The sequence below is a fragment of the Microbacterium sp. genome, assembly GCF_031988965.1.
In the GTDB taxonomy this organism is placed as follows: domain Bacteria; phylum Actinomycetota; class Actinomycetes; order Actinomycetales; family Microbacteriaceae; genus Microbacterium.
In genome coordinates, this window is sequence record NZ_DALZXX010000005.1 from 1 (window position 1) to 21,847 (window position 21,847).

At 68.5% G+C, this 21,847-nt stretch carries 19 protein-coding genes and 1 pseudogene; 9 read left to right on the plus strand and 11 right to left on the minus strand.

The genetic code is table 11. The annotated features are described in order from the left end of the window. Nucleotides 1-770: pseudogene (locus RTM68_RS03005) on the plus strand (hypothetical protein); the annotation flags it as partial. Nucleotides 771-831: 61 nt separating this feature from the next. Here RTM68_RS03005 and RTM68_RS03010 read toward each other — a convergent pair. Beyond that, entirely contained in the window at nt 832-1,425 is a 594-nt protein-coding gene (locus RTM68_RS03010; RefSeq protein WP_312168090.1) for a TetR family transcriptional regulator, read from the minus strand. 67 nt (nt 1,426-1,492) lie between these two features. On the opposite strand from RTM68_RS03010, the gene RTM68_RS03015 reads away from it, so the two are divergent. Beyond that, nucleotides 1,493-2,062, plus strand: a complete 570-nt coding sequence (locus RTM68_RS03015) for a dihydrofolate reductase family protein (protein WP_312168092.1) — start codon at nt 1,493-1,495, stop codon at nt 2,060-2,062. A gap of 124 nt (nt 2,063-2,186) precedes the next feature. Here RTM68_RS03015 and RTM68_RS03020 read toward each other — a convergent pair whose 3' ends face one another. The 3 genes from RTM68_RS03020 to RTM68_RS03030 are packed head-to-tail and all read right to left on the minus strand — an operon-like array spanning nt 2,187 to nt 4,524. After that, entirely contained in the window at nt 2,187-3,614 is a 1,428-nt protein-coding gene (locus tag RTM68_RS03020; RefSeq protein WP_312168093.1) for a CCA tRNA nucleotidyltransferase, read from the minus strand. 60 nt (nt 3,615-3,674) lie between these two features. Continuing rightward, nucleotides 3,675-3,968, minus strand: coding sequence for a hypothetical protein (locus RTM68_RS03025; protein WP_312168094.1), 294 nt, complete (start codon nt 3,966-3,968; stop codon nt 3,675-3,677). 46 nt (nt 3,969-4,014) lie between these two features. Then, entirely contained in the window at nt 4,015-4,524 is a 510-nt protein-coding gene (locus tag RTM68_RS03030; protein ID WP_312168096.1) for a hypothetical protein, read from the minus strand. Between the two features lie 117 nt (nt 4,525-4,641). Here RTM68_RS03030 and RTM68_RS03035 point away from each other — a divergent pair, with 117 nt between their 5' ends. Both RTM68_RS03035 and RTM68_RS03040 read left to right on the plus strand, forming a co-directional pair. After that, complete coding sequence (locus RTM68_RS03035; RefSeq protein ID WP_312168097.1) at nt 4,642-6,405, plus strand: alkaline phosphatase family protein; 1,764 nt, start codon at nt 4,642-4,644, stop codon at nt 6,403-6,405. A gap of 71 nt (nt 6,406-6,476) precedes the next feature. Beyond that, a complete protein-coding gene (locus tag RTM68_RS03040; RefSeq protein ID WP_312168098.1) occupies nt 6,477-6,938 on the plus strand; it encodes an ASCH domain-containing protein in 462 nt (153 codons plus the stop codon). 12 nt (nt 6,939-6,950) lie between these two features. Here RTM68_RS03040 and RTM68_RS03045 read toward each other — a convergent pair whose 3' ends face one another. After that, the gene (locus RTM68_RS03045; RefSeq protein WP_312168099.1) at nt 6,951-8,942 is read right to left on the minus strand and encodes a carboxypeptidase regulatory-like domain-containing protein; all 1,992 of its coding nucleotides are present in this window, start codon (nt 8,940-8,942) and stop codon (nt 6,951-6,953) included. Between the two features lie 249 nt (nt 8,943-9,191). Next, nucleotides 9,192-10,187, minus strand: coding sequence for a hypothetical protein (locus RTM68_RS03050; RefSeq protein WP_312168100.1), 996 nt, complete (start codon nt 10,185-10,187; stop codon nt 9,192-9,194). A gap of 170 nt (nt 10,188-10,357) precedes the next feature. Here RTM68_RS03050 and RTM68_RS03055 point away from each other — a divergent pair, with 170 nt between their 5' ends. Next, complete coding sequence (locus RTM68_RS03055; RefSeq protein ID WP_312168101.1) at nt 10,358-11,365, plus strand: hypothetical protein; 1,008 nt, start codon at nt 10,358-10,360, stop codon at nt 11,363-11,365. A gap of 3 nt (nt 11,366-11,368) precedes the next feature. Here RTM68_RS03055 and RTM68_RS03060 read toward each other — a convergent pair whose 3' ends face one another. Both RTM68_RS03060 and RTM68_RS03065 read right to left on the minus strand, forming a co-directional pair. Further along, nucleotides 11,369-12,424: an LLM class flavin-dependent oxidoreductase gene (locus RTM68_RS03060; protein ID WP_312168103.1), complete on the minus strand. Its 1,056-nt coding sequence runs from the start codon at nt 12,422-12,424 to the stop codon at nt 11,369-11,371. A 29-nt stretch (nt 12,425-12,453) separates the two neighbouring features. Further along, nucleotides 12,454-13,995, minus strand: a complete 1,542-nt coding sequence (locus RTM68_RS03065; RefSeq protein WP_396654177.1) for a methyltransferase — start codon at nt 13,993-13,995, stop codon at nt 12,454-12,456. A 98-nt stretch (nt 13,996-14,093) separates the two neighbouring features. Here RTM68_RS03065 and RTM68_RS03070 point away from each other — a divergent pair, with 98 nt between their 5' ends. From RTM68_RS03070 to trxA, 4 genes are all read left to right on the plus strand, one after another. Next, the gene (locus tag RTM68_RS03070) at nt 14,094-16,238 is read left to right on the plus strand and encodes a DUF6049 family protein (protein WP_312168107.1); all 2,145 of its coding nucleotides are present in this window, start codon (nt 14,094-14,096) and stop codon (nt 16,236-16,238) included. Next, nucleotides 16,231-17,850: a murein biosynthesis integral membrane protein MurJ gene (gene murJ / locus RTM68_RS03075; RefSeq protein ID WP_312168108.1), complete on the plus strand. Its 1,620-nt coding sequence runs from the start codon at nt 16,231-16,233 to the stop codon at nt 17,848-17,850. The genes RTM68_RS03070 and murJ overlap by 8 nt, the downstream gene beginning before the upstream one ends. A gap of 93 nt (nt 17,851-17,943) precedes the next feature. Then, entirely contained in the window at nt 17,944-18,918 is a 975-nt protein-coding gene (gene trxB / locus RTM68_RS03080) for a thioredoxin-disulfide reductase (RefSeq protein ID WP_312168109.1), read from the plus strand. A 67-nt stretch (nt 18,919-18,985) separates the two neighbouring features. Then, the gene (gene trxA, locus RTM68_RS03085; RefSeq protein ID WP_194764369.1) at nt 18,986-19,309 is read left to right on the plus strand and encodes a thioredoxin; all 324 of its coding nucleotides are present in this window, start codon (nt 18,986-18,988) and stop codon (nt 19,307-19,309) included. A 203-nt stretch (nt 19,310-19,512) separates the two neighbouring features. Here the strand turns inward: trxA and RTM68_RS03090 are convergent, their stop codons facing one another. From RTM68_RS03090 to RTM68_RS03100, 3 genes are read right to left on the minus strand one after another with little or no spacing between them, the layout of a single operon-like run. Continuing rightward, nucleotides 19,513-20,034, minus strand: coding sequence for a GrpB family protein (locus tag RTM68_RS03090; RefSeq protein WP_312168234.1), 522 nt, complete (start codon nt 20,032-20,034; stop codon nt 19,513-19,515). 14 nt (nt 20,035-20,048) lie between these two features. Then, the gene (locus RTM68_RS03095; RefSeq protein ID WP_312168111.1) at nt 20,049-20,384 is read right to left on the minus strand and encodes a tryptophan synthase subunit alpha; all 336 of its coding nucleotides are present in this window, start codon (nt 20,382-20,384) and stop codon (nt 20,049-20,051) included. Between the two features lie 9 nt (nt 20,385-20,393). Further along, nucleotides 20,394-21,842, minus strand: a complete 1,449-nt coding sequence (locus RTM68_RS03100) for a sugar porter family MFS transporter (RefSeq protein WP_312168113.1) — start codon at nt 21,840-21,842, stop codon at nt 20,394-20,396. Nucleotides 21,843-21,847: the final 5 nt, after the last annotated feature.

Below are 21,847 nucleotides of genomic sequence, written 5' to 3' on the forward strand. Positions count from 1 at the left end.
TCGGGGCATGGGTGCTCGATCTGCTGCTCGTTCTGCGTCCGGTGTGGTGGGTGCTGCGCGGCTACGGCATCTACGTCGTCGTGCTGGCCGTGATCATCACGAAGGTGGGCAACGGGGGAGCCCTCGACCACTGGATGATTCCCGACACGGCGCTCGAATGGGGCGCTGTCGCGGTGCTCGCGGTCGTGAGCGTGCAGTGGGGGCGCGGCCAGTGGCTGCCCAAGAACGCACTCCGCCACATTCGCACCGTGTCGAGCGTGGTGGCGTTCATCGCTCTCGTGGTGACGCTGCCCGCCGCCTTCACACCGCGAGTCGAGTACGTCGGCGACGAGTACGGACTGCAGAGCGGCCTGCGCCTCGACGGCGTGCAGATCAACAACATCTTCGCCTTCGACGCCGAAGGCAACCCGATCGATCAGGTGCAGCTCTTCACCGGCAAGGGCACGCCGCTCAATCTGTACGGGGCGAACGGCGGACAGGTCATCTACACCGATGCGAACGTCGCGATCGAGGTCGGGCCGCAGGACGACGGGTTGCAGGTGACCATCCCCGTCGACGACTACCGGGGCAAGCCGATCTGGAACATCTATCCTCTCGACGAGACCGACCTCGATATAGACACGTATCAGCCGGATCTGTCGACGATCAAGCGACCCGAGCCGCCCTTCCAGAAGGCGCCGAGCATCGATGCGACGAACGCGACGCCCTCGCCGACACCCCCACCCGCAGACGGCACCGTGCCGTCTCCGACCGAGACCCCCGCACCGTGACCGCCAGGAACGAGCGGATCATCTCGATCGACATCACCCACCTGGTGCGTGAGGCGCTGGGTCACCCCTCCGAGCCGGACGCGTCAGCCGCACCGAGCAGTCCCGCGACGAGAGCGTCGATCGCGTCATCCGTCGACGAGTCGGGGTCGATCGGCGTGGTGAGCCGGTCGAGCAGCAGCCCATCGATCGCGTAGTGGAAGAGGGCGATCTCGCGCCGACCGCCGGGTAGCCCGGCCCCGGTGTTGAACGCCACGTCCGCATCGAGACCGGCCCGCTGCCACGCTCCGAGCACGGCGGCCACCTCGGGTCGACGCGCGGCCTCCAGCCGGAGTTCGAACAGAGCAAGGGTGACGTCGCGGTCGGTCGTGAGTCGTCGGACGATGTCTCGCACGTAGTCGGCGAACAGCGCAGGTCCGGGCTGCTCCCCCTCCCGTCGGCGTAGATCGTCATCGGTGGGCGCGAGCCGCTCGCCGATGCGCTCGACGAGACCCTCGATCAGAGCCTGCCTGCTGCGGAAGTAGTTCGATGTGGTGCCGGTCGGGACCCCGGCAGCGGCATCCACCGCTCGATGCGTGAGCCCGCGAGACCCCTCCTGCGCGAGTACCGCCAAGCCCGCGTCCGCGAGCTGTCGTCGCCGGCCATCGTTCTTCGCCATGACGACACCCTAGCGCAATCACTACGCCTGTTGTATATTAACTGCCACAGATGTAGTGAATGGAGAGATGATGCGAGAACTCGTCTATTACGTCGCCGTCGCTCTCGACGGATTCATCGCCGGTCCGCAGGGTGAGTACGACGGCTTCCTGATGGAAGGCGACCACATGGAGGCGATCAACCGGCGCTACGCCGCGACGATCCCCACCGACTTCGCGGCCTCCCTCGGCCTCGCGCAGGACACCTCGATGTTCGACACGGTGCTGATGGGCTGGAACACCTACGCGATCGGCGGCCGGCCGAGTCCCTATCGGCACCTGCGCCAGATCGTCTTCAGCCGCACGCACACGGCCGTCGGTGAGAACCTCGAGGTCATTGCCGACGATCCGGTGTCGGTCGTGCGCCGCCTGAAGCAGCAGGAGGGTTCCGCGATCTGGCTGTGCGGCGGTGGAGCCCTCGCTGCGACGCTCGCCGACGAGATCGACCGGCTCGTGCTCAAGCGACAGCCCGTGCTGTTCGGATCCGGCATCCCGCTGTTCGGCGATCGCCCCTACCAGCCGCAGCGCTTCGACCTCATCGAGACGACGAGCTATGAGTCGGGCGTCGTGTTCAGTGAGTTCGCCCGCCCGTCGACGTGATCCACACTCGCATTCAGGCGCGGGGGCCCACGTGGATGCCGAGCTCCCGGATGGCTGACGAGAAACCGCGTTCTGGTCAGCCATCCGTGATTCGATCAGCCATCCGGATCGCGAGACAGAACATTCAGGCGCGGGCGGCCCACCACTCCCGAAGTCGCTGCTCCGCAGCATCCGCGCCGATGACGCCCTCATCGAGACGCAGTTCGAGCAGGAACCGGTACGCCTCGCCGACCTCGCGACCCGGGGCGATGCCGAGGATCTGCTGGATCTGGTTGCCGTCGAGCTCGGGGCGGATCGAGTCGAGCTCCTCCTGCTCGCGCAGCGTCGCGATCCGCGATTCGATGTCGTCGTAGGCACCGGCGAGTCGAGAGGCCTTGCGCCGGTTGCGGGTGGTGACATCGGCGCGGGTGAGGATGTGCAGGCGCTCGAGCTGGTCCCCCGCATCGCGCACGTAACGGCGCACCGCGGCATCCGTCCAGGCGCCCTCGGCGTAGCCGAAGAAGCGCAGGTGCAGCTCGATGAGTTTGGCGACCGCATCCGTGGTGTCGGTGTCGAAGCGCAGAGCCTGCAGTCTCTTGCGGGCCATGCGCGAGCCGACCACGTCGTGGTGATGGAACGTCACCGCGCCGCCGTCTTCGAGCTTGCGGGTGCGCGGCTTGCCGATGTCGTGCAGCAGCGATGCGATGCGCAGCGCCACGTCGGGCTCCGCGCCGGGATGCCGCTGGTGCTCGAGCGCGATGGCCTGGCTCAGCACCGTGAGCGAGTGCTCGTAGACGTCCTTGTGATGATGGTGCTCGTCGACCTCGAGTCGCAGCGCGCTGACCTCGGGAAGGAACTCCTCGATGAGTCCGGAGTCGACCAGAACGCGGATGCCGCGCACGGGGTCGTCCGTCTGCATCAGGCGCACGAGCTCGGACTGGATGCGCTCGGGGCTCACGATCTCGAGCGTCGCACGCAGCCGGGCGATCGCCTCGGAGGTGGCGTCGTCGATGCGGAAGCCGAGCTGAGCGCTGAACCGCGCCGCGCGCAGCATGCGCAGCGGGTCGTCACCGAACGAGACCTGCGGGTCGGCCGGGGTGCGCAGAACGCCCGCGATGAGGTCTTCGACTCCCCCGGTCGGGTCGACGAGCTTCACCGAGGGAACCAGCAGAGCCATCGCGTTGACCGTGAAGTCGCGGCGGTGCAGGTCGGCGTCGATCGTGTCGCCGAACTCGACCGTGGGCTTGCGGGTCACGCCGTCGTAGCTGTCGGCGCGGTACGTGGTGACCTCGACCTGCTCGCCCTGCACCCGGGCGCCGATGGTGCCGAAGGCGCGGCCGATGTCCCACTGCGCGGTCGAGATCGGCTTGACGATGCGGAGGATGTCGTCGGGCAGCGCGTTCGTCGTGAAGTCGAGGTCGTGCGTGGGTCGTCCGAGCAGGGCGTCGCGCACCGGACCGCCGACGACGGCGAGATCGAACCCGGCGGCGGAGAACGCATCACCGAGGGTGCGGACGACCGGGTTCTCGGCGAGCGCGCCGAGACGGGCGAGGCCGTCGGCCATGTTGAGCATGGGTTCCAGCGTACCGGGGTGCGTTCGAGCCGTTCTCTGCCCGGTGGCCATGGACGTCACTCAGAAGAGCGGATTCTCACCCTTGGCCTGCGCGACCGCGCGGACTCGCCCCTGGATCAGCCGCATCAGGAGCATGCTCATCAGGAATCCGCCGACCACGGCGACCGCGACGATGAACCAGATGCCGATCTCGGGATCGATCAGCTCGAAGCCGTAGATCGCGACCGCGAGCAGGAGCAGGACCGGCCCCTCGATCAGCGCGAACGTGATGAACAGCCGCGTCTGACGCGACATGTACTCCTTCTCGACGGCGCGCACCCGCGCGTCGATCGACGACTCCCCCGCGTAGCTCATGCCCCCACCGTAGCGGCGCGGCCCGTCTCACGCAGCCGGGGGCAGGTCACGCAGGCACACGCACGTCATGCAGGCAGACAGCGCCTCGGCAGGGGATGGCCAGCAGATCGCCCTCGCGAAGATCTGCCGGAAGAGATGCGTGGCCGCGCGCGCTCGGCGTGCCGCCGTCGGCTCCCCCCAGGATGACTGATTCGCGGGCCGGAGCGGTCGACACCCGACCGAGCAGGCGCGTCTCCTCCCAGAGTGCCGCGATGCTCGTCAGCTCGGCGTCCACCAGCACCACCCGCTCCCCCGCCTCGCCCGCATGCACCCCCTCGACGGTCACCATCACGACGGACGCGTCGGCACGCAGCGCCGGGTTCGAATGCGACCCCGGCACCAGGGCATCCGCCGTGTGCACGCATGGCGTCTCGCAGAGTTCGACGAGACGACGCAGCGAGACCCCGGCGATGATGACGTCGTCGGTGGTGGGATGCGTGTACTCCGGCCACTTCGCGGGTCGGAGCGGGTCGGGGATCGTGCGGCGGAGGCTGGGGAGCACCGAGGTCAGGGTCATGTCTCCGTTGTAGTCGCGGCGGATCCCGGGCTCCCGGGCACTGACGCAACCCATGCGATCCTGACCCGATCCTCTACGGAACTCCCTCGAACGGCGGCCGCGTTCTACGATCGGCAGATGGGTGCAGAACAGAACGAGTCCGCCGCTCAGCCCGACACCTCTCGCCGCGGCTTCCTGAAAATGGGTGGCGCCGCCCTCGCCGGCGCGGTGGTCGGCGGTGCGGGCGGTGCGGCCATCGGGGCGAGTGTCGCGAATGGCGATCGCCGTGGGTTCGCCTCCGACCCCGACCCCTTCGCCGCGCTGACCCCGCGCAGCGAGCCCGGATTCGACCATCTCGTCGTGGTGATGGGCGAGAACCGCTCGTTCGACAACCTGCTCGGCTACCTCTACTCGAAGGACACACTCCCGACAGGCGAGAAGTTCGAGGGTCTCGCGTTCGGTACGCACAGCAACACGGCATCCGACGGCACCGTCGTCGATGCCCACGTCTACACGGGCGACACCGACCGGATCATGAGCCTCCCCGACCCCGATCCGGGCGAGGAGTATCCGCACGTCAACACCCAGATCTTCGGCACCGTCGACCCGAAGGACAACGCCGACCTGTTCGTCGATCAGATGGCCGCCCCCTTCAACGCTCCGACGCACGGCGAGAAGGCGACGATGTCGGGGTTCCTCGAGGACTACATCATCAACTTCCGGCGGCTGCGCGCAGGCGTGGAGCCGAAGCCGGCGGAAGCCGCCCACATCATGGGATCCTTCTCGCCCGAGATGCTGCCCGTGCTGTCGACGCTCGCGTCGGAGTTCGCGGTGTTCGATCACTGGTTCGCCGGGGTGCCGTCGCAGACGTTCTGCAACCGCTCGTTCTTCCACGCGTCGACCTCGCACGGCTTCGTCACCAACCAGGCCGGTGGCGGTTACCGCAAGTGGCTCGACGCGCCCGCTGCGCCCACCGTGTTCAATCGCCTCGAAGACGAGAAGGTCAGCTGGAAGGTCTACATCGACAAGCTGCAGCTGGTGTCGTTCACCGGGATGCTTCATGCGGCGGTGCTCGAGAAGTACTGGCGCACCGAGCACTTCGGCACTATGGAGGACTTCTATGCCGACGCGAAGAAGGGCACCCTGCCGGCGTACGCGTTCATCGAGCCGCGCATGGTCTACGACCACAACGACTTCCACCCGCCGTTCGGGTCGCCGCGCGAGAGCGAGGTCGACGGCGAGCCCGTCTACGACAGTGCGATCTCGGACGTGCGGGCGGGTGACCGCCTGATCCACGACATCTACGAGGCGGTGCGCACCAGCGCGTCGCCCACGGGCTCGAACGCCGTCAACACCCTGCTGCTCATCACGTTCGACGAGCACGGCGGATGCTACGACCATGTGCCCCCGCCGTCGGCGACGAAGCCGACGAAAGACACCGAGGCGGGCGAGATGGGCTTCACATTCGACCGTCTCGGATGCCGCGTGCCGGCGATCGCCGTGTCGGCGTACACGAAGCGCGGCACCGTCGTGCACGACGAGATGCATCACGGATCCGTCACCGCCACGCTGTCGCGACTGCACGGCCTGAAGCCGCTGAACGATCGCGACCAGTCGGCGAACACGCTCTTCACCGCCGTGAACCTCGACCAGCCCCGGCATCCCGCCGACTGGCCCGTCACGAGCCCCGCGTACACTCCCCCGAACCCGGAGCGCGCTGAGCCGAAGCCCGGCGACCCCGCCGAGATGAAGCCGCTCACCCCGCCCGCGCGGGGACTGCTCGGCCTGCTCATCGCCAAGTACGGAAAGCCCGGCGAGCCGGAACCGCAGACCTTCGCGGATGCCTATCGGCTGCTGCACGAGCACGGCGAGGAGCTGTTCGGCCCGCTGACGGCCGGCTGACCCTGAGCAATCGTCAGAGGTCGAGGAAGTCGCCGAGCGGTGGTCCCGGCCACGCCTCCTAGGGTGGGAGGATGACCGACACCTCCTCCGTCGCCGAGTACTGGGCGCGCGTGCGCACCGATGATGCGTCCCTGCCCGAGACCGTGCCCGGCGCATGGGCCTTCGGAGCGACGCCCGCCCATGCCGATGCCCTGCTGGCTCTCGTGCTCGACGGTGTCAAGACCGGCACCGCATCGTCGCTGTGGGACTACGAGGCCACCGGCGACCCCCAGCCGTACCTCGGCGAGTTCAGCATCATCCTCGACGGCTCAGGTGCGCCCCGCGCTGTGATCGAGACCACCGAGGTCACGACCGTGCCGTTCGACCAGGTCACGTCCGAACACGCCCATTCCGAGGGCGAAGGCGACCGCACCCTCGAATACTGGCGTGCGAGCCACGAGCGCTACTGGCGCACGTACTCCGAGAGCCCGCGCGGCTTCGCCCCGGACATGCCCATCATCTGCGAGCGGTTCCGCGTCATCGACCCGCGCTGACGCGGCCCGGTCTCACTCGGTGTCGGAGTCTCGCGTCGCGCTGTTCGCGCGGCGGCGGGAGAAGGCGAACAGACCCGCTCCGAGCACCAGCACTCCGGCGCCGACCGCACCCCACGTCACCGTCTCCGGGCCGAGTCCCGTCGCCGGCAGGGCGCCGTTCCCCGTGCCGGGGGGCGTCACAGGAGCGACCGGCGGTTCGGTCGGGTCCACCGGCGGGTTCGGCGTGGGGGTCGGCACGACCGCTGCCTGCAGGGTGAAGTCCTGATCGATGAAGGCCTCGCCGGCTGCCGTGATCACCACGGTGCGCGTGGCCGAACCGACGATCGTGCTTCCCGACGGGGCGGTGATCGTCATCGTGTACTCACCCGGCGGCAGTTCACCGAGCCCGTAGTTGCCCTCGGCATCCGTCGTGAGCTGCACGGTTTCGTCGGGGCTCACGATCGTGATCACGACCCCGCCGACGGGCACGCCGCCGTCGGTGACGACGGTTCCGTCGATCGATCCGAGCCGGGCGATGTCGAAGTCGATGTCGACCACGTCGTCGGATTCGACGGTCCGATCGATCGATGTGGGGCCGGTCGCGATGTATCCGTCGGGAACGGTGATCGAGATCGTGTAGTCGCCCCCGGGGACACGCGGGAACGTGAACCCCCCGCCTGCGCCCGTCACCGTGGCGATGGGAGGAACGTCAGCGGTCTCCGCGGTCACGGTGACCCCCGGGAGTCCTTGCCCGTTCGATTCCACCGTGCCGCTCAGTGTCGGGTTCTCGACGATCACGATGTCGTCGAGAAGGATCGGCTCCTCGCTGTCCTCCGGAACGACGACAGGTGCGATGGGAAGGTCGGTCGAGTATCCGGGAGGAGGGGTCACCACCACCGTGTGCTCGCCGGCCGGCACCTCGTCGAAGACATAGACGCCCTCGTCGTCGGTCGTCGTCTCCTGCTCGGCGTCGATGGACACCGGCACGCCGGGAACGGGCTCGCCCTCGTCGTCGACCACTCGACCGGACACTTCGGTGCCGACGATGTCGCGCACGACGAAGTCAGCCACACCATCGGCCTCGGTGAGGTCGACCTCGATCTCACCGGGGCCCACCGGGACCTTGCCGGCGGGAGTGGCCGCGCGCACCGTGTAGCCGTCTGTGGCGACGAAGCCGGGGAACCCGTAGGAGCCGTCCGCTGCGGTCGTGGTGGTTCCGACGACATCGCCGTTGGCGTCGACGAGTGTCAGTTCGACGCCCTCCACCGGCCCGGTCAGCTCGTCGACGACCGATCCGGTGATGTCACGCGCGATCGAGGCGAACCAGGTCTGGTAGACGGGGAAGCCCGCGCGCCGGGTGAACACGAAGGAGAGCGTGCTGATCGGCGCCGCAGGCTCGAACCAGGCTGCCGAACCGCTGGTGTCTGCGGCCTCGGCGTTGCCGGTGAGGGTCAGCGTGCCGGCATCCCAGCTCGGGACGTCATCGGCGCTGCCGGTGCACGAGGGCTTGCCCGCGATGCCGGGTGCGCAGTAGTTGAATCCGCCGCGGAAGCCGATCTGCTCGGCGGTGAGGGCCTGCCCGTCGGGACCGATCGCTTCGATGCGCACCGCATCGGCGTCGATGTCACCGAGGACGAACGTCCATCCCGATGTCGGGGTCGGCGAGGCGAAGGAGTACGTGGTGGTCGACGGGCTCGTCGCGTTGTCGACCCGAGGGCGCAGGTTCATGTACTGCTGGTCGCGGCTGCTGCCGTACTTCGCGCCGACCGGTGTGCCTTCGGCGAGCCAGGTGCTGGCTCCCGAGACGAGCCCCACCTGTCCGGCGCGGGAATCGCTGGTGACGGATGCGGTGATCGCCGGGTTCGCCGCGATCTGCACACTCGAGGTGAACGCCCCGGCCGAGCCCTCGAGCGGCTGCCAGCTCGCCCATGCCGTGGTCGTCGCCGCCGCGGCCGGGATCGCCCCCACGACCACGGCGAACGCGACGATCATTGCTGCCAGAACTCCGGTTTTCTGCACACGCATGCGGTCAGAGTATCGGCATATTGCTTCCCTGACCAGGACGGATTCTGCGGCTCGGTGACACGGTGCCGCGGAACCCCAGGACCCCTGAACCTGTCGAAGTCCCCTCCACTCCGACAGGCTCAGCACCCCCAGATCGCGGGCTCGGCGCCCCAGTGCGCCGAACTCGCCCCCCGGTACGGCGAGCGCATTCCCCGAGCCACGCGCTCGCCCACCCTCCCGGCCGACGGCGTCCGCGCCGACCCGACGGCCTCATGCCCTCTCGGCCTCGAACCAGCGCCGGAAGACCTCCGCCGTGATCCACGCGAGCTCGTCCAGTTCCCCGATCGGCACGGCATGCGTCTTGGGGCCGATGGCCCACCCGTCGGTGTACCCCTTCGCCAGGTGCACGTCGTCACCCAGATGCTTCACCGCGAGAGCCGTCTTCCACCTGCCCAGCTCTCGCGCACTCACACCGGGCGCACGGGTGCTGATCCGATAGCGGTCCTCCTCGCCGCTGAGCACTTCACGCTGCAGCACCCGAAGATGCTCGATCCACTCCGGAACGACGTCCGACGACTCCGGATCGAAGTAGTTCTGCGCGTCCTCCGGCACCGAGATCCCGAAATGACTCGTGAACCTGACGTCCTCCGTGCGATCGGGCATCCGCCGCCCGGCGACCTCGAGCTGCCCGCGGATCGTGCGGGCATCGGCCAGCATCGGCGACTGGAAGATCAGCGAGGGCATCCCGCTGCCACCGCGAGCGGTGCGGATGCTCCACTCCTCGAGCCCGTCGAAGCGCAGCGCATTGAGCCGTGCCTCGACCGCGGCCTTGAGCAGTCGGATCGAGGCGATGTCCTGCAGGGCTATGCGCGAGTCAGGGAAGCACCGCAGCGTCTCCGCCCAGGTGATCACCCCCACGTTCGGGAAGTCTGTGGTGAGCCATGCCGGCACTGCATCGACCTGCGCGACGAGCACGAAGAGGTGATCCATCGCGGCGGCTTCGCGCCTGATCTGCTCGCGCGTGAGCTCGTGGTCGAACTTCGCCTCGATGCCGACCAGGCACGTCTCGCCGTCGCCGGCGTCGAACTCGAGTTCGACGTCGATGTGCTCGGCGGCCTCGCAGGACACGCCGACCAGAGTGCCGAAGGAGGGCACGCCGCGGCGCTGCTGCAGCAGACGGACGAGGTCGCCATGGTGGTGACGGATCTCCGCAGCGAGGGCGCGGGTGGCCATCGGCTCCGTCGTGAAGATCGGCGAATTGAGCATGATTCGAGGATGCGACGTGCCGAGGTTCCGATCACATCGAAACATCGCAGAATCACGGTTTTCGAACAACTTCGAACAGCACCCGCGGCCCTCGGTACCCTGAACCCGTCGATCCCTGGCCGCAGAGGGCAGTGGTCGCCGGAGCACGCGGGCGCAGGAAGGGGGATCCGATGACGACGGATGACTCAGCGGCCGGTGAGCACGCAGACTCCCTCGACCGCATCGCCCTCGATCTCCAGGACCTCCGCGAGAATGCCGGGCCGGTGTCGTATGCCGAACTCGTGCGCCGCATCACCGATCTCCGTCTGCATCGCGGTGTGCGCGCCGCCGCCGCCACGCCGGCGCGGTCGACCGTGTACAACGCCTTCCGCATAGCACGCTCCCGCATGGATCCCGAACTGCTGCGCGACATCGTGGTCGCACTGGGAGCTGATGACACGGCCGCGGATGCCTGGGTTCAGCGATACAGGGCTGTGCGACGACGCGAAGCGGGGCGGTCCCTGCCCGAGCCGCCGTCAGCCGCCCAGCCCGTGCCCCGGGCGAGCAGACGGGTCAGGATGCCGCTCCTGGTCGGCATCCTGTGCGCCTGCGTCGTCGTGAACCTGCTCGGACTCTCGGTGACGTCGCTCTTCGACCTGTCGCTGTACCTCGACATGATCGGCACCGCAATCGCCGCTCTCGCGCTCGGACCGTGGCACGGAGTCGTGGTGGCGGTCGCGTCGAGCAGCCTCGGGTTCGTCACCGGCGATCCGCACACCTGGGAGTTCACTCCCGTCAACGTCGTCGGCGCACTGGTCTGGGGCTACGGCGTCCGACGGCTCCGCATGGGAGCATCCCTCGGGCGTTTCACGTCGCTGAATCTCCTCACCGCGCTCGCCTGCTCACTCGTGGCCGCCCCCATCGTCGTGATGGTGTTCCGGGGCGGCGCGGGTCACGCGTCGGAACGCTCGATGCTCGCTCTCGAAGCCATGCAGCTTCCCTTCGTCGCCTCGGTCTTCTCTGCGAACATCGTGACCTCGGCGACCGACAAGCTGCTCACGGGGTTCATCGCACTGTTCGTGTTCACCCTGCTGCATCGCTCTTTCGGCGTCTCCGCACAGCACATGCCGCTCGTCGAGAAGATCGCGGCACTGCGCTCCGGCGACCGAGTCGGTGCGCTGCGAGCAGTCGGCCGCTGACCGTCAGACCGCGTCGCCCTGCACGGGGCCTTCGGTGTTCGGCTTCCACCCGAGCTCGGGGGCGACGTACTTCGCGAAGGACTCGAGCACGTGCAGGTTGTACTCCGGTCCGAGCTGGTTCGGGATCGTCAGCATCAGCGTGTCGGCCGCCATGACCGCCTCATCGGCGAGCAGCTGCCTGACGAGCACGTCGGGCTCGGCGGCGTACGTCTTGCCGAAGGTCGAGCGGAACCCGTCGATGATGCCGACCTGGTCGCCGTTCTCCTCGCTGCGCAGCCCGAAGTAGGCGCGGTCCATGTCCGAGACCAGCGGGAAGACGCTGCGGCTGACCGAGACCCGCGGAGTACCCGTGTGCCCGGCCGCCTTGTACGCCGCCCGGTACAGGTCGATCTGCTCGCGCTGCAGCTGGTGGAAGGGCACGCCGGTGGCCTCGGTGAGCAACGTGGAACTCATCATGTTGAGCCCCTTGCGTCCGGTCTCCTCTGCGGTCGAACGGGATCCCGAACCCCACCAGATGTGGTCGCGCAGGGTCGGCGACTGGGGCTCGATGGCGAGGTAGCGTCCGGCACCGACCATCCGCGGATCGCCGGGGGCGATGCCCTCGCCGTCGATCGCTCGCAGGAAGAGATCGAACTTCTCGCGGGCGATCACACCGCCGCGCTCGGGGTCCTCCTCGTCATGGAAGCCGAAGGTCTCGTACCCGCGCAGAGCGGTCTCGGGTGACCCACGGCTCACGCCGAGTGCGATGCGGCCGTCGGCGATCAGGTCGAGAGCCGCCGCCTCCTCCGCGAACTGGAACGGGTTCTCATACCGCATGTCGATCACACCGGTGCCGACCTCGATGCGCGTCGTGCGCGCCGCCATCGCCGACAGCAGGGGCATGGGAGAGGCCGCCTGACGCGCCCAGTGGTGCACGCGCACGTACGCGCCGTTCACGCCGAGCTCGTCGGCGCCCTCGGCGATCTCGATGGTCTGCTTCAGCATGTCGCCGGCAGTGCGGGTCGCCGAGCCGTGGACGTCGGCGTAGTGACCGAACGACAGGAATCCGAAAGCCTTCATGGTGTATTCGAACGCATGGATGCCGTGGGCTATTCCGCCGCGTGCAGCAGACCGTCGATCACGAGCTGGCGGATGCGCGGCTCGAGGCTCACCCACAGCTCGGTGAACGGCACCTCGAAGAGGTCGGCGAGGGCCGCCGCGATCTGCATCACGGTCAGCTCGCCGTCGCAGGCGCCGACGAACGCGGCGAGCGCTGGATCGACCGAGATCGTGCGGGCGAAGCCGCCGCCCTGACGCAGTTCGATGATGCTCGGGTCGTCGTTGCCGGGAAGGAGGTGTCGGGCTTCGGTGACGTCGGCCGAGGTGATGAGAGTCGTCGGGAGGCCCCCGGCGAGGGCGTCGTGCGCGGCGAGGCCCGCGCGCAGCGCTCCGCCGACGTTCGACACGGGCTGCGTCAGTCGCTCGACGCGGCGCAGAGCGGGAGCGGATGCGGATGCCTCCGGCGGTCGCCGCACCAGGATGTACCCGAAGCCGACGGCGCTGACCCCTCGCGCCTCGAAATCGTCGAGCCAGGCGGTGAGCAGGGGCGTGAACGCGGCATCCCGCGGGGTGGTGCCGCCGTCCCGGATCCAGAGCTCGGCGTATCCGAGGGGCGAGAGCTCCTCGCGCTGCACGACCCACAGGTCGAAGTCCGCGGGAACCCAGGAGGAGAGGCGATCGAGGCCCGCCCTGCGCTCGAGCGCCGCCTGTCCGCCGCGGGACTCCCAGTTGCCGAGCAGCTGCGCGGCACCGCCCGGGGTGAGGAAGTCGGGTGCCGAGCGCAGGAACTGCTCGACGAGAGCATCGCCGACGAGTCCCCCGTCGCGGTACTCGTACTCGGGTACACCTTCGACCCGCGGGGTGATGACGAAGGGCGGGTTCGAGACGATCAGGTCGAACGCCTCACCGGCGACGGGCTCGAACATGCTGCCCAGCCGGAAGTCGATGTTCGAGACGCCGTTGATGTGCGCGTTGAGTTCGGCATAGGCGAGGGCACGAGGGGAGATGTCCGTCGCCACGACCGATCCGGCGTGCCGGGCCACGAGCAGCGCTTGGATGCCGCATCCGGTGCCGAGGTCGAGCGCACGGTCGACCTCGATCGGCATGATGATCTCGGCCAACGTGCGCGAGGCGCCCCCGACTCCGAGCACGTGGTCGGCGGGAAGCGCCCCGTCGAGGGCGACCTCGTCGAGGTCGCTGGCGATCCACCACTCGCCGATGCCCTCGGCGTCGACGAACGACTGCGGGCGCAGCAGTGCCACGGGCACGACGGCATCGCCCTCGAGGCGGGCGAGACCCAGAGCGACCAGACCCGGTACTCCGAGACGCGGGAGCGCCGCCGCCACGGCATCCGCTGGTTGCCGCATCCCGAGCACCAGCAGTCGCCCGAGAGTCGCGAGGGTGCCCTGGTCTCCCGCGATCGCACGCAGGATCGGCTCCCGCATGCCCCGGGCCAGCGCATCGTCTGCCTCGTCGCCCCAGAGTCGTCGCAGGGGCTCGGAGCGGAAGTCCGCAGCGTCGAGATCGGCGGCGAGCGCGGTGCTCAGGATCGGGTCGGGGACGGGCGCGGGGGTGTCGGACACGGCCGTCACTCTACGCGCCTTCAGGGTTCTCCCGCGGCCGCACGCCTAGAATCACAAGGTCAGCACTCACGAGCAGCCTGGACATCCGGCGTTCGAGGAAGACTTCCATGACCGCGACCACCCCCGACTACGGCCTCCGCGCGCGCCTGCATCGCCTGGCACGCGGTTCCGTCGTCCTCGCGATCGCCCTCTCCTCCTGCGGACTCGCCGTCTCGTCGAGCGCCGTCGGCGCCACGGAGTCCGACGACGAGACCGCGGTCGCCCTGCACGTCGCCGCGGGTGTGCACGGCACCGTCGCCCCCGGCAGCGCGACCACGGCGTCTCTGACGGTCCAGAACGACTCCACGACCAGGCTGTCGTCGGGTCGGATCGTGCTCGAGGTCAGCCGTACTCCCCTCGCCGACGATGCCGCGGTCGACTCCTGGCTCTCCGATGACGAGGCCGCCGGATCCTTCGACGAGATCGGCGCCGACACCACAGCGCCCGTCGACCCCGAGGGCACCGTGACGTCGAGCCTGTTCATCCCTCCCGAGGCGCTGGCCGACCTGGGTCCCGGCGTCTACCCGCTGCGCGCGAGTCTGAGCGGTGCGCAGTCCGACGGTGCGGATGCCGTCACCTCGACCTCCGTGCTCATCGTCACCGACGTCGCCGCCTCTCCGGTGGCCGTCATGGTGCCGATCACCGCGACGCCCGAGAGCGGCGCGCTGCTCACCGCCGATGAGCTCGCCACGCTCACGGGCACCGACGGCGACCTCACGGCGGTTCTCGAGGGCGTCGCGGGCACCGCAGCCGTCCTCGCGATCGACCCCGCGATCCCGGCGGCGATCAGGGTGCTCGGCTCCTCCGCCCCCGAGACCGCACGTGAGTGGCTCCTGCAGCTCGACGAACTCCCCAACGAGCGCTTCGCCCTGCAGTTCGGCGACGCGGATGCGCAGGTGCAGGCGCAGGCGGGGATGCCGGATCTCCTGCAGCCCACGACCCTCTCCCCCTTCCTCAACCCGGCCAACTTCACGTCGGCTCCTGCCGGCCCCGGCGGACCGGATGCGACGGCGAGCCCGAGTCCGACACCGACCGACGGACCGGTGCTGCCCACCGACGAGCAGCTCACCACGATCGAGAAGGCGGCACCGGGCATCCTGTGGCCGCGCAGCGACGTCTCCGTCGACAATCTCGCCACGTTCTCGACCTACGTCGACGGCCCCTCGACGACCGTGCTCTCATCGACGTCCGTCGAGGCCACGGGAGGGGCGAGGGCGACGATCGACGGCCGTGACGTGCTCGTCTCCGATGCCGCGGCCTCCGAGGCGCTGTCGGACGCGGCCGCAGAAGACGACCAGGCTGCGCGTCAGAGCTCTCTCGCCGAGGCGAACGCTCATCTCTATCTGTCGGGTCACGCGAACGCGTTCGCTCCGCTGCTCGTGGCGCTCGACCGCGACGAGACCCGATCGGACGAGGCTCTCAGAGAGAGCATCACCGCCGTGGACTCGCTCGGCTTCGGCCTCGGGGCCCTGGAGGCGGCGCCGGCGGCCCCCGCGACCCTCACGAGTGACGCCGACGAGGCCCGCGCCGCGTCGCTGCGCACGATGCTCGACAGCGAGCCCACGCTCACGCAGTTCGCGACGATCCTCGACGACCCGCAGCTGCTGCTCAGCCCCAAGCGCATGCAGATCCTGCGGGCGACGGGCGTCGGCCTCAGCGACAACGCCTTCGCCACGGCGGTCGCCTCGGTGCACGAGGCCACCCAGGACACGCTCGGCGCGGTCGACATCCCTCCCGCGAGCACGATCCAGCTGCTCTCGGCCAACGCCGACCTCCCGTTCTCGGTGCGCAACGACCTGCCGTGGCCGGTCAACATCCGCCTGTCGGTGTATCCGAGCGACGCGCGCCTCGACGTCGAGCCCGTGACCCCCTGGACTGTGCAGGCGGGCACCACCGCACGCGTCAAGGTGCCGGTCTCGGCCCGTGTCGGCAGCGGCGAGGTGAGTCTGCGACTCGAGCTCTCGAGTCCGACCGGTGTGCCGATCAGCCAGCCCGAGACCGTGCGCATCGCCGTGCGTGCCGAATGGGAGACGATCGGCCTGGTAGTGTTCGGCGGCCTCATCGTGCTGCTGCTGGGCCTCGGCATCATCCGCACCGTGACGCGCAAGCGTCGCGAAGCGGCGGAGATCTCTGAAGCCGAGGCCGAGGCAGAGGCCGCCGGCGACCCGGATGTCGAGGCTCCTGGCACACCGCACAAGGAGTCGAATGAGTAGTCTCGGGCGCGCCAGCGCGGTCATCGGCGCAGGAACGCTCATCTCCCGTGTGACGGGCCTGCTGCGCACCATCGTGCTCGTCGGCGTGATCGGTTCCGTCGGAGCCGGCGCGGCCGATGCGTTCGCGATCGCGAACCAGCTGCCCAACAACGTGTTCTCGCTGATCTCGGTGGGCGTGCTCACCGCGGTCATCATCCCGCAGATCGTCAAGGCGACGGCCGATGCCGACGGCGGCAACGCGTTCATCTCCAAGCTCTTCACCCTCGGCACGGTCGTGCTCGTGGTCATCACGGGCGTGGCGACCATCGCCTCCCCGTGGCTCGTGAGCCTGTACGCGGGCGACAACGTGTCTCCCGAGTTCCTCGCCCTCGGCACCGCCTTCGCCTACTGGTGCATGCCGCAGATCCTCTTCTACGGGCTCTACGCGCTTCTCGGTGAGGCACTGAACGCCCGCCGAATCTTCGGCCCGTTCACCTGGGCACCCGTCGTCAACAACATCGTCTCGATCATCGGCTTCCTGATCATCGGGGCGCTGTTCGGCGGACCGCTCACCCGAGTGTCCGACTGGACTCCCGAGATGATCGCCGCACTCGGCGGCACCGCGACGCTCGGCATCCTGATCCAAGCGGCGATCCTCCTGGCCTTCTGGCGACGCACCGGGCTCTCGCTGCGTCCCGATTTCCGCTGGCGCGGTGTGGGCCTGGGCAATGTCGGCCGGCTCGCCGGCTGGACCTTCCTCATGGCGCTCTCGAGCCTCGTCGCCGGCCTCGTGCAGACGCAGATCCTCACGGATGCCGCGGGAAAGGCAGCCTCGGTCGCCACGTTCCAGTACGCCTGGCTGATCTTCATGCTCCCGTACTCGATCATCGTGCTGTCGATCGGCACCCCGTATTTCACGCAGATCAGCGAGCACGCCGCCGCCGGCCGCGACGACGAGGTGCGCGCCGACATCGCGCAGAGCATCCGCACTCTGCTCTTCTTCATCGCCGTCGCCGTCGCCGCGGTCGCCGCAGCCGCGATCCCCGCGTCGCGGGTGTTCACGAATGCGGCATGCGACGCCTCCGAGGCCGCACTCGTACTCGTGTGCTTCCTCGTGTGCCTGGTGCCGCTGACGATCCTGTTCATCGTGCAGCGCACCTTCTACGCCTACGGCGACACCCGCACGCCGTTCTGGTTCACGCTCTTCCAGTGCGGGCTCGTGGTCATCAGCGCCCTCGTGGCGCAGTGGCTGCTCGCCGCCGACGTCATCGGGATCACCTCGCTGGCCGCCACGATCGCACTCGGTCAGTCGATCGCCAGCACCATCCAGACCGTCGTCGCCGTCTGGCTGCTGCACCGCAAGATCGGCGGGCTGCAGATCGGCACCTGGATGTCCGCCGTGCTGCGCTTCGCCGTCGCCGCCGTCCCGGCCGGTGTCGCGGGATGGGGTGTGTTCCTGCTCCTCGGCGGAGCGGACGGCTGGACGACCGCCGACAAGATCCAGGGAGCCCTCGGAACCTGCATCATCGGCGCCGCGGTCGTCGTCGTCTACGTCGCAATCCTCGCTCTGATGCGGGCACCCGAGCTCAAGGCCGCAGGATCCATGCTGCGCCGGTTCCTGCCGGGCCGATGACGCCCCTCGCGCGGGAATTCCCCGCGGTTACCATTGGTTGAAGCACTCGAACGCCGCAGGGATTCTCGGCGTCACCCCGATCACGGAGAGCACATGCGTCAGGTCATCATCATCGGCTCCGGCCCCGCCGGATTCACCGCCGCCATCTACGCGGCGCGCGCGAACCTCAAGCCGCTGCTCATCGCCAGCTCCGTCGAGGTCGGCGGAGAGCTGATGAACACCACCGAGGTCGAGAACTACCCCGGATTCCCCGAGGGTATCCAGGGCCCCGAGCTCATGGCCAAGTTCCAGGAGCAGGCTGAGAAGTTCGGCACCGAGGTCGTCTACGACGACGTCACCGAGCTCGACCTCGCCGGCCCCGTCAAGACCGTGAAGCTCGGCAGCGGCGCGGTGCACGAGACCCGCGCGCTGATCTACGCGACGGGATCCGCCTACCGCAAGCTCGGCATCGAGGGCGAAGAGCGCCTCTCGGGCTATGGCGTCTCGTGGTGCGCGACCTGCGACGGCTTCTTCTTCCGCGAGAAGACGATCGCCGTCGTCGGCGGCGGCGACTCCGCGATGGAGGAGGCGACCTTCCTCACGCGCTTCGCCGACAAGGTCTACGTCATCCACCGCAAGGACTCGCTGCGCGCGTCGAAGATCATGCAGGAGCGTGCCTTCGCGAACGAGAAGATCGAGTTCGTGTGGAACAGCGAGGTCGCCGAGATCCTCGGCGGCGACTCGGTCACGGGAGTGCAGCTGAAGTCCACGGTCGACGGCTCCGTGAGCGATCTGGCCCTCGACGGCCTCTTCATCGCGATCGGCAACGACCCGCGCACGCACCTCGTGCACGACAAGCTCGACCTGACGGCCGAGGGAACGATCTGGGTCGACGGCCGCTCGTCGAAGACCTCGGTCCCCGGTGTGTTCGCCGCGGGCGACGTGATCGACCCGACCTACCGTCAGGCGATCACCGCTGCCGGTTCAGGCACGGTCGCGGCTCTCGACGCGGAGCACTTCCTGGCGGATTTCGATGACGCCTCGGTCGAGTTCCCGGCGGCAGAGGCCGCAGAGATCATCACCGCCTGAGCGGTCGGGAACAGTTTCACCTCGGCTGCTGTTGTAGCAGGCGAACCTCGAATCAAGGAGAACTCTGATGAGTGCAAAGGCTACGAGCCAGGCGACCTGGGAGCAGGACGTTCTGCAGGCCGAAGGTCCCGTCCTCGTGGACTTCTGGGCCGAGTGGTGCGGACCGTGTCGTATGGTCGCCCCCGTTCTGGACCAGATCCAGGCGGACAACCCCGACAAGATCACCATCCTCAAGCTGAACGTGGACGAGAACCCGCAGCTGGCGATGCAGTACCAGATCACGTCGATCCCGGCGATGAAGGTCTTCCAGGGCGGTGAGGTCAAGACGACCATCATCGGTGCCAAGCCGAAGCCGGCCCTCGAGCAGGACCTCGCCGCTTTCATCGGCTGATCAGGCTTTTTCAGGGCCGCCACCCTTTCGGGTGGCGGCCCTTTCGCATCCCCGCCCCGCCCTGTGCCGCCCTGCCCCTGTCCCCGCCCCCGCCCCCGCCCCGATCTGCGGATCCGGTCCCGTTCTGCGGACGTTTCCGCTGAATTCGCCCGCGGATCGGGTCAAGGTCCGCAGATCGGGACGCCAAGACGCCTGAACCGGGCTCAGGCCTTGTCCGACACCGGAACGGATGCGAGTCCGCGCGCCGCCCGTGCGCGATCGACGATCTCCTGGATCACCGCCGTCTTGGCCTCGTTGTAGGCCGCGGTGCCCTCCTGCGCCGACGCCGCGGCCGACTCCTTCGCCCGCTCGTAGCGCGCGACGTCGTCGGGGTGCCCGAGCAACCAGTCGCGCAGGATCCGCTGGTTCACGGTCTCCCAGTCCGCCGCGGCGAAGAAATGCGCGATCGCGACGCGACGCGCGCCGGCCGTCAGGATCATCACGGGATGCGATCGCACGCCGCTGCCGATCTGCCACCCTCTCGCCTCGAGAGCCGGCCGGTGACGCCCGAGATCGGCGACGGACGCGATCCGCACCGCGAGATCGATGATGGGCTTGGCACGCAGTCCGGGCACGGCCGTGGAACCGATGTGCTCCACTGTCCACGCCTCATCACCGTGGGTGCGGAGCTCCGCGGCGAGCTGCTCGAAGCACTCGGGCCACGACGGGTCGTAGGCGACGAGCATCCGATCCACCGGTGTCAGGAGGCGTCGGCGACCGTCGGGTCCCAGCGACGGTGGCGCTGCTTCTCGTCCAGCAGCCCCCAGACCGCCGGCGTCAGCTCGGGGTACTCGAGGGCGATCTGCCGCAGCACACGGTAGTGCCGCGCGGCGCTCGGACGCACTCCGTCGTTCGCGGTGATGTTGTCGGCGCGCAGCAGGTAGACGACGAGCTCATCGACGCTCGGCAGCTCCTCCATGAACTCCCAGGGGTCCTCTCCCCCCAGGAGTCGCTCCTGGATCAGCACGGCGAGTTCGTCCGAGGCCTCTGCACGCAGCACTTCGAGGCTGGCGCGGCGGGGAACGGACTCGGTCATGCTTCCAGCCTACGTCGCCTTTCGGGTGCCCCGGCGCTTCACCGTCAGCTCGTCGGTCATCTCCTCGAGCTCCTTGCCCTTGGTCTCGGGAACCTTGAAGTACACGAAGAAGAACGACAGCAGGGCGAAGAACGCGTAGAAGCCGTAGGCGAAGGTCAGACCGATCTCGGCGAACACGGGGAAGGTGGTCGAGATGAAGAAGTTCGCGGCCCACTGCGCGGCCGCAGCGACGGCGAGTGCTCCGGCACGGATCGAGTTCGGGAAGATCTCGCCGAGGAGCACCCAGACGAGCGGTCCCCATGTCGCGCCGAAGAAGACGACGAAGCCGTTCGCGCAGACGAGGGCGACGGTGGCCCACGGGTCGGGGAGGGTCGCTGTTCCCTGCGCGTCGAGCGTGCCGAACGAGAATGCGACGGCCATGAGGCCGAGGGTGACGGTCATGCCGACCGAACCCACCAGCAGCATGATGCGACGACCGATCTTGTCGACCAGGAGGATGGCGATGATCGTCACCACGATGTTCGTCACCGAGGTGATGACCGAGGTGAGCAGAGCACTCGACTCGTCGAATCCGACCGACTGCCACAGCGTGGTCGAGTAGTAGAAGATCACGTTGATGCCCACGAACTGCTGGAACACCGAGAGCAGGATGCCGACCCAGACGATCGGCTTGAGGCCCAGGCGGCTGCCACGCAGGTCACGCAGCGACTCTTTGCGCTCAGTATCGATGGTGCCGGTGATCTCCTTGATCTTCGCCTCGACGTCGAGGGTTCCGGTCACGGTGGTCAGCACCTCGGACGCGCGTTTCAGGTCGCCCTTGCGCACGAGATAGCGCGGAGATTCCGGCAGACGGAGCGACACGAGCCCATAGACGAGCGCGGGGATCGCCGCGACCATGAACATCCACCGCCAGGCGGTGAGGCCCCACAGCGGCTGATCAGCCTCCCCCGCGATACCCGCCAGCAGTGCATCCGAGAGCAGCGCGGCGAAGATACCCGTGACGATGGCGAGTTGCTGCAGAGAGCCCAGCCTGCCTCGTACCGCGGCCGGTGAGACCTCCGCGATGTAGGCGGGAGCGATGACGGATGCCGCTCCGACACCGAGTCCGCCGATCACACGCCAGATGATGAGATCGACGACGCTGAAGGCGAGGCCGGAGCCGATGGCGGAGATGAAGAACATCGCCGCGGCCACCACCATCACCGGGATGCGACCGCGTTTGTTCGCGATGGGGCCGGCGAACCAGGCTCCCACCGCGCATCCGATCAGAGCGGACGAGACGGCGAAGCCTTTCAGCCCGACGCCGAGATCGAAGCCGGAGACGTCACCGGCCAGAGCGTCGACTGCACCGTTGATCACGGCGGTGTCGAAGCCGAAGAGGAATCCTCCGAGTGCCGCGGCGATGCTGACCGCGATCACCTTCCGTTGAATAGCCGGCGTGGGCTGTGACGTGGACATGACTC